Source organism: Stenotrophomonas sp. 05L414_2 (assembly GCF_056397905.1).
Genome location: NZ_JBFTOJ010000225.1, coordinates 1 through 7,075 on the forward strand (window position 1 = coordinate 1; position 7,075 = coordinate 7,075).

A 7,075-nucleotide genomic window follows, 5' to 3' on the forward strand; every position below is an offset into this window, starting at 1 on the left:
ACCAAGTGGCTGGACCGCTTCGGCGTGCCGTACACCTTCGTCGACTACCGCGACAACAAACCCAGCCCGGAAACGCTGCTGGAATGGGCCGCGCAGCTGGGTGGCCTGGCGGCGATGGTCAACCGGTCCTCCACCACCTGGCGGCAGCTGCCGGACAATCGCAAGGCCGCCGATTCGGAGGCGGAATGGAAGCTGCTGCTGCGCGAGTACCCGCAGTTGATCAAGCGGCCGCTGGTGGTGACTGCCGACGGCAAGGTCAGCCAGGGTTTCAGCGACAACGGTTTCAAGGCGCGCTTCGGCGTGGGCGGCGCGTGAGCGCCGTCCTCGACCTGGCCTGCGATCTGATTGCACGGCCGTCGGTGACTCCGGACGATGCCGGTTGCCAGGCGCTGATTGGTGAACGTCTGCAGGCGGCCGGTTTCACCTGTGAGCACCTGCGGCTGGGTGAGGTCGACAACCTGTGGGCCACCCACGGCAGCGGCGCGCCAGTGCTGGTCCTGCTGGGCCATACCGACGTGGTGCCGCCGGGCCCGCGCGAGGCGTGGCAGAGCGATCCATTCGCGCCACAGATCCGCGATGGCGTGCTGTACGGTCGCGGCACCGCCGACATGAAAGGCAGCGTGGCCGCGTTCGTGATCGCTGCCGAACAGTTCGTTGCGGCCCATCCGCAGCACACCGGTACGCTGGCGGTGCTGCTGACCAGCGATGAGGAAGGCGATGCGATCGATGGTGTGCGCCATGTCGCGCGGCTGTTCGCCGAGCGTGGCCAGCGCATCGACTGGTGCATCACCGGCGAGCCGTCCTCCACCGCCACGCTTGGTGACCTGCTGCGCGTGGGACGTCGCGGCAGCCTGTCGGCCAAGCTGCGCGTGCAAGGCGTGCAGGGCCACGTGGCCTACCCGGACAAGGCGCGCAATCCGATTCATCTTGCCGCGCCCATGCTGGCCGAACTGAGCGCACGGCGCTGGGACGAGGGCTATGAGAGCTTCCCGTCGACCAGCCTGCAGATCTCCAACATCCATGCCGGCACCGGTGCCAACAACGTGATTCCCGGTGAGCTGGAGGTGGATTTCAACATCCGCTACAACCCGCACTGGGATGCAGCGAAGCTGGAAGCGGACATCACCGCGCTGCTGGACCGCCATGGCCTGCAGTACACGCTGAAGTGGCACCGCAGTGGCGAGCCGTTCTACACCCCGGAAGGTACGTTGCGCGCAGCGGCGCGCGCGGTGCTGGCCGAGCACACCGGTCGCGCACCGGAAGAGAGCACCGGTGGTGGCACCTCCGATGCGCGCTTCATCGCACCCCTGGGCGCGCAGTGCATCGAAGTCGGCCCGGTCAACGCCAGCATCCACCAGGTGGATGAGAACGTGCGCGTGGACGAGCTGGAAGCACTGCCGGGGCTGTACCAGCGACTGGTGGAGCGGTTGCTGGTGTGATCCGCGTCGCCGGGCMTGGCCCGGCGCTACCGGGTGAGCGTGCGGATGCTGGTGTGATCCGCGTCGCCGGGCATGGCCCGGCGCGGCGAGCGCAGCGGCGCGCGTTACTCCGAAAAACTGAAGAACGGCGGTTCGACCGCTTTCTTCCAGTAGCTCGGCGCCGCCATGTAGAACTGCTGTGCTTCCGCCTTGGCAAACCAGGCCGCAGCAGCGTCAGGGTTCTTCTCGACGCCCGGCGCACTGCGGCCCAGCAGCAGCCCGGCGAAGTACTGGCCGAACACATTGCCCTTCTCGCCGGCGCGCTGGTACAGCTGCAGCGCACGCGCCGGATCGCGCGGCAGTCCCACGCCCTTCTCCAGCAGCGCGCCCAGGTCCACCTGCGCTTCGGCATCGCCGCGCTCGGCGCGACGCTGGATCTGCGCAACCAGCGGATGCACGCTGTCGCCCTGCGCGGCCACCGCATCCGGCAGTCGCGACGATGAACTCGGGTAGCGCTGGTAGATCATTCCGCGCAGGTCCCAGCACAGCGCCTGTTGCGCGTCGCCACGCTGGCGATAGGCCTTGGCGAGTTCGTAGAACGCATAGGGATTGCCGTGGTAGGCCGCCGCCAGATAGGCGCGTTCGCCACGCCGCCAGGACGCGCGCAGCACCGGCGCAGGGTTGATGTGGGGGCTGTCGGCATACCGCAGCGTGCCGGAGATCCAGATCCGGCCCAGGGCTTTTTCCGCCTTGGTGTTGTGGAAGGTCCAGGGGGTGACCGCTGCGGCACGCTCGTAATAGGCGATGGCGCGCGGATCGTTGAAGCGCTCGAAGGTTTCCGCGGTATCAAAGGCCCCCTCGAAGCTGCCGTCGGTTCCGCGTTGTTCCAGGCTCTGCTGCTGAGCCGGCGGAAGGAGCGAGGGTGGGGGCAGGGTCTGGCAGGCGGCCAGGCCCAGGCAGATCAGGGCGGCCAGAGCCGCGTTGCGTCCGTTGCGGTGTTGCATTTCCATTGCACGTTTCATGGCGGGCCATTATGCGCTCTGCGGAGTGGTTGCCAACGCAACGGTTGCGCCGTGCCGGAAAGCGGGGTAGGGTCGATGCCATGTCGATCCGCCTGGCCACCGCCGTCAACAACACCAACCGCAATAATCTGCGTGCGAATAATCGTGCGCGGCCGATGCGGGACTGCGCCCTGGGTAGATAGACAGCAACATACGCCCGGACACCAGAAAACCCGCATCGGCCGATGCGGGTTTTTTTGTGCCCGGGCGCAGCCCCACCCGGGCCTGGATGGCCGGTCGAACACCTTCCCCCCGTGTACTTCCCCACAACAGGAGTTCCACCCATGTGTTCGATCTTCGGTATTTTCGGCCTGCAGGCCGGTGACGATCTTCCTTCCCTGCGCCGCCATGCGCTGGAGCTGTCGCAGCGCCAGCGTCATCGTGGCCCGGACTGGAGCGGTGTGTACCTGGACGAGGGCGCGCTGCTGGTGCACGAGCGCCTGGCCATCGTCGATCCGGCAGGCGGCTCGCAGCCGCTGCTGTCCGAAGACGGGCAGCTGGCGCTGGCGGTCAACGGCGAGATCTACAACCACCAGCAGCTCAAGGCCGGACTTGCCCAGGCCTATGCCTTCCAGACCGGCTCGGACTGCGAGGTGATCAACGCGCTGTACTGCCAGGGCGGGTCGCCGGCGCAGTGGCTGGAGCAGCTCAACGGCATCTTCGCTTTTGCTTTATGGGATCGCAGTGCGGGCCGTGTACTGATCGCGCGCGACCCGGTCGGCGTGGTGCCGCTGTACTGGGGCCATGATGCGCAGGGGCGGTTGCGCGTCGCCTCTGAAATGAAGGCGTTGGTCGATACCTGTGCCGACGTCGCCCAGTTCCCGCCTGGCCATTACTACGACAGCGCCAGCGGTGAGCTGGTGCGCTACTACCAACAGCCGTGGCGCGAGTACGACGACGTGCAGGGCCGCCCGGCCGATCTCGCCGAGCTGCGCCAGGCCTTCGAACATGCGGTCGAACGCCAGTTGATGAGTGACGTGCCGTACGGCGTGCTGCTGTCGGGCGGGCTGGATTCGTCGCTGGTTGCCGCCGTGGCAGCACGTTATGCGCGTCGTCGCATCGAAGATGGCGGGCAGAGCGAAGCGTGGTGGCCGCGCCTGCATTCGTTCGCCATCGGCCTGAAGGGCTCGCCGGATCTGGCCGCTGCTGCGGTGGCCGCCGAAGCACTGGGCACGGTCCACCACGGCTTCGAATACACCTTCGAAGAAGGCCTGGACGTGCTGCYGGAGGTGATCCGCCATATTGAAACCTACGACGTCACCACCATCCGCGCCTCCACGCCGATGTTCCTGCTGGCGCGCCGGATCAAGGCGATGGGGGTGAAGATGGTGCTGTCCGGCGAAGGCAGCGACGAGATCTTCGGCGGCTATCTGTACTTCCACAAGGCACCGGACGCGCGCGAATTCCACCAGGAACTGGTGCGCAAGCTCGACGCCCTGCACAACTACGATTGCCTGCGCGCCAACAAGTCGATGATGGCCTGGGGCGTGGAGCCGCGCGTGCCGTTCCTGGACCGCGAGTTCCTCGACGTGGCGATGCGATTCGATGCCGCGCACAAGATGGTCGGCGCCGGTTTTGGTGGTCGCCGCATCGAGAAGGCGGTACTGCGCGAAGCCTTCCAGGGCTACCTGCCGGACAGCATCCTGTGGCGGCAGAAAGAGCAGTTCAGCGATGGCGTCGGCTATGGCTGGATCGATGGCCTGAAGGCGCACGCCGAAGCACAGGTCAGCGACCGCGTGTTGGCTGCGGCCGACAAGCGCTTCCCGCACAACCCGCCGCAGACCAAGGAGGCGTACTACTACCGTCACCTGTTCGAGCAGTTCTTCCCCAGCCATGCGGCGGCTGAAACCGTGCCGGGCGGCAAGTCGATCGCCTGTTCCTCGCCGGCAGCGATCGCCTGGGATGCCAGCTTCGCCGCCGCCGCCGACCCATCGGGCCGCGCCATCGCCGGCGTGCACGAGCAGGCCCTGGCCTGATCGGCCGCGCCGAGCGGCAGCCACACGGGTAGCGCCGGGCCATGCCCGGCGAGCCCTGCAGCGCATGGGCGGCGAGGGACGTATCATCAGCCCCCTGCACATTGGGGAATGTTCATGGACGTACAGACCGGAGGTCCCGTGAGGCCGACGAAGTGGGCTTGGCGCTACCTGGTGTGGGCCGGCGTGCCGCTGCTGGTCGGCCTGCTGCTGGCGCGCTATGCGGGCCCCGGGCTGCCGACGGTGGCCAGCAAGGCCGAAGCCGTGGTCGGCAGTGACTGGGCACATCACCTGGCCTCGCCGCTCGGCCTGTTCCTGCTGCAGCTGCTGGTGCTGCTGCTGGTCGCCAAGGGCGCCGGTGCGCTGTTGAAGCGTTTCGGCCAGCCGGCCGTGATCGGCGAGATGGCCGCCGGCCTGATGATGGGGCCGCTGTTGCTGGGCAGCCTGCTGCCGCAGGTGCACGGTGCACTGTTCCCGGCCGCTTCGCTCGGGCCGCTGGGTATGCTCAGCCAGCTGGGTGTGCTGATGTTCCTGCTGGTGGCTGGTGCCGAACTGGATCTGGGCGCGCTGCGTGGGCGCCGTCGATTCGCCTTCACCGTCAGCCACGCAGGCATCGCGGTGCCGTTCGTGCTTGGTGTGGTCCTGGCCATCTGGCTGTACCCGCAGCATGGCCCGCAGGGCGTGGGTTTCACCGCGTTCGCGCTGTTCGTCGGTATTTCGATGAGCATCACCGCTTTCCCGGTGCTGCTGCGCATCCTCGCTGATCGCGGCATCACCCACACACCGCTGGGGCAGACCGCCATCGCCTGCGCGGCGCTGGGCGATGCTACCGCGTGGTGCCTGCTGGCGCTGATCGTGGCGGCAGCGCAGGCCACCGGCTGGTTGCCGGCCAGCCTCAACCTGCTGTGCGTGGTGGCGTTCATCGCGCTGATGCTGGGACTGGTGAAGCCGTGGTTCGCCCGCCAGACCATCGCGCCGGGTCGCGAAGGGCGCTGGCTGCTGGGCATCCTGCTGCTGTCGCTGGCCAGTGCGCTGGTCACCGAAGTGCTCGGCATCCATGCGCTGTTCGGCGCCTTCGCTGCAGGCGTGGCGGTGTCGTCCAACGCGCAGCTGCGGCACCTGCTGGTGGCCAGGGTCGAACCGTTCGCGGTGACGCTGCTGCTGCCGCTGTTCTTCGCCATGACCGGCCTGCGCATGCGCGCCGATGCGTTGCAGACCAGTGACATCGCGTTGTGCGTCGTGGTGATCGCCATGGCCACAGTGGGCAAGCTGCTGGGCACCTGGAGCGCGGCGCGCAGTACCGGCATGACCTCGCGCGAAGCGTGGCGACTGGGTGCACTGATGAATACCCGCGGGTTGATGGAGCTGATCGTGCTCAACCTGGGCTACGAGCTGGGCCTGCTTGGCGACCGCCTGTTTGCGGTGCTGGTGATCATGGCACTGGTGACCACTGCGATGACCGGGCCGCTGTTGAACCTGATCGAGCGCCGCAAGGCCTGACCCGGTCGCGCCCGGTGGCGGTGCAGGGCATCCCCCGCGGCCTGATGGCAGGGTAGTGCCGGCCGCTGGCCGGCAGCCACGCACACGCGGCGGGCATCATGCCGTGGCCGGCCAGCGCTATCGCGCCGGTAGCAGCGTCAACGTGTGCTGCGCCTTGCCGGGCAGGAACGGGGTGGGGCGGCCATGCACCCAGTCCTCATGTCCGGCGCCCCAGTACGGCGACAGCGGATGGCCGCTCTGCCCACCCGGCATGTGCACGATGCCATCGGCCTCGTGGCCGGGCGAGACCACCATGCGCTGCGAGGCGCCGAACGCCGGCGTCTGTACACGCGGCATGTCACGGTCGCCGGGCAGGGGATCGGCCGGCATGCACAACCAGCGGCTGGCGAAGGCGGGCAGGGCGCGCGCGACCGGATGGCAGATCGCTGCGGTATTGCGCTCGCCCCAGATGCGGTGCGCCAGCGGCCCCTGCGCGGACAGCTCCGCTTCGGTACGGCGCGCCGCATCGGCCAGCAGCGCATCCCAGTTCGTGTACGCGGGCGGCAGCAGGTTGGCCGGGCGCTGCTGCAGCATCGGCCAGGCCACGCCTTCCAGCTGCGCCAGTCGCGGTGCCAGGAAATCCTCGCCCAGCGGTGCCCGGGCCGGTGCCAGCAGCGCATCGGTCAACGTGTCGAGTACCTGTGTGCGGAACTCGCGCACCACCCGGTAGCTGACCGAATCGATCGCGGCGCGACCCTCCCAATGGCTGCTGACCGTGCCCAACCGCTTCAGTGCCGGATCGTCGCTGTGTTCGACCACCTGGTGCAGCAGCACCCACCAGCGCTGCAGGAACACCGCGCGGTCGTCGAGCTGGATCGCCAGCAGGTCGTGCTCGTCGAAATGCTCCTGCGTGGCCAGCAGGTCGCGGATCTGCCGTCCGCGTGCGCCGAGGTCGTAGCCACCATTGCCGACCGTGGCCAGCGTCGCCTCGTCCACCACGCGGCTGTTGGCCGTCCACAGCCGATGCGAGGCGGGGTCGACCAGGCTCGGCGCGGCGTCGCTGCGGATCGGCCACGGCGCGCAGCCCGGGTTGCGGTGATTGTCATTGAAGCCCAGCGGTGTACAGCCCGGGCCACGGTCAGGC

Annotated in this window: 6 protein-coding genes; 4 read left to right on the plus strand and 2 right to left on the minus strand. The window is 68.2% G+C overall.

The genetic code is table 11. The features are described from left to right. Together AC1DJN_RS20375 and dapE are read left to right on the plus strand one after the other, a co-directional pair. A partial coding sequence (locus AC1DJN_RS20375; RefSeq protein WP_478039999.1) for an ArsC/Spx/MgsR family protein occupies positions 1-315 on the plus strand: 315 nt, incomplete at its 5' end. Continuing rightward, on the plus strand, positions 312-1,439 hold the full coding sequence (gene dapE / locus AC1DJN_RS20380) for a succinyl-diaminopimelate desuccinylase (protein ID WP_059063604.1): 1,128 nt from the start codon (positions 312-314) through the stop codon (positions 1,437-1,439). The genes AC1DJN_RS20375 and dapE, both read left to right, overlap by 4 nt. A gap of 104 nt (positions 1,440-1,543) precedes the next feature. Here dapE and AC1DJN_RS20385 read toward each other — a convergent pair whose 3' ends face one another. Continuing rightward, positions 1,544-2,422 carry a tetratricopeptide repeat protein gene (locus AC1DJN_RS20385; RefSeq protein WP_442251057.1) on the minus strand — a complete coding sequence of 293 codons (879 nt, stop codon included), beginning with the start codon at positions 2,420-2,422 and terminating at the stop codon, positions 1,544-1,546. A gap of 341 nt (positions 2,423-2,763) precedes the next feature. Between AC1DJN_RS20385 and asnB the strand changes: the two genes are divergently transcribed. Together asnB and AC1DJN_RS20395 are read left to right on the plus strand one after the other, a co-directional pair. Then, positions 2,764-4,455 carry an asparagine synthase B gene (asnB, locus tag AC1DJN_RS20390; RefSeq protein WP_478040001.1) on the plus strand — a complete coding sequence of 564 codons (1,692 nt, stop codon included), beginning with the start codon at positions 2,764-2,766 and terminating at the stop codon, positions 4,453-4,455. 108 nt (positions 4,456-4,563) lie between these two features. Continuing rightward, positions 4,564-5,952, plus strand: a complete 1,389-nt coding sequence (locus AC1DJN_RS20395; protein ID WP_032975806.1) for a cation:proton antiporter domain-containing protein — start codon at positions 4,564-4,566, stop codon at positions 5,950-5,952. 117 nt (positions 5,953-6,069) lie between these two features. On the opposite strand, the gene AC1DJN_RS20400 is transcribed toward AC1DJN_RS20395, so the two are convergent. Beyond that, positions 6,070-7,075: penicillin acylase family protein (locus AC1DJN_RS20400; RefSeq protein ID WP_478040003.1), on the minus strand; the 1,006-nt coding region annotated here is incomplete at its 5' end.

Coding starts and splice junctions, on each gene's coding strand:
- AC1DJN_RS20395 (WP_032975806.1), top strand. CDS start 4,564: ATGTTCATGGACGTACAGACCGGAGGTCCCGTGAGGCCGACGAAGTGG.
- AC1DJN_RS20385 (WP_442251057.1), bottom strand. CDS start 2,422: ATGCAACACCGCAACGGACGCAACGCGGCTCTGGCCGCCCTGATCTGC.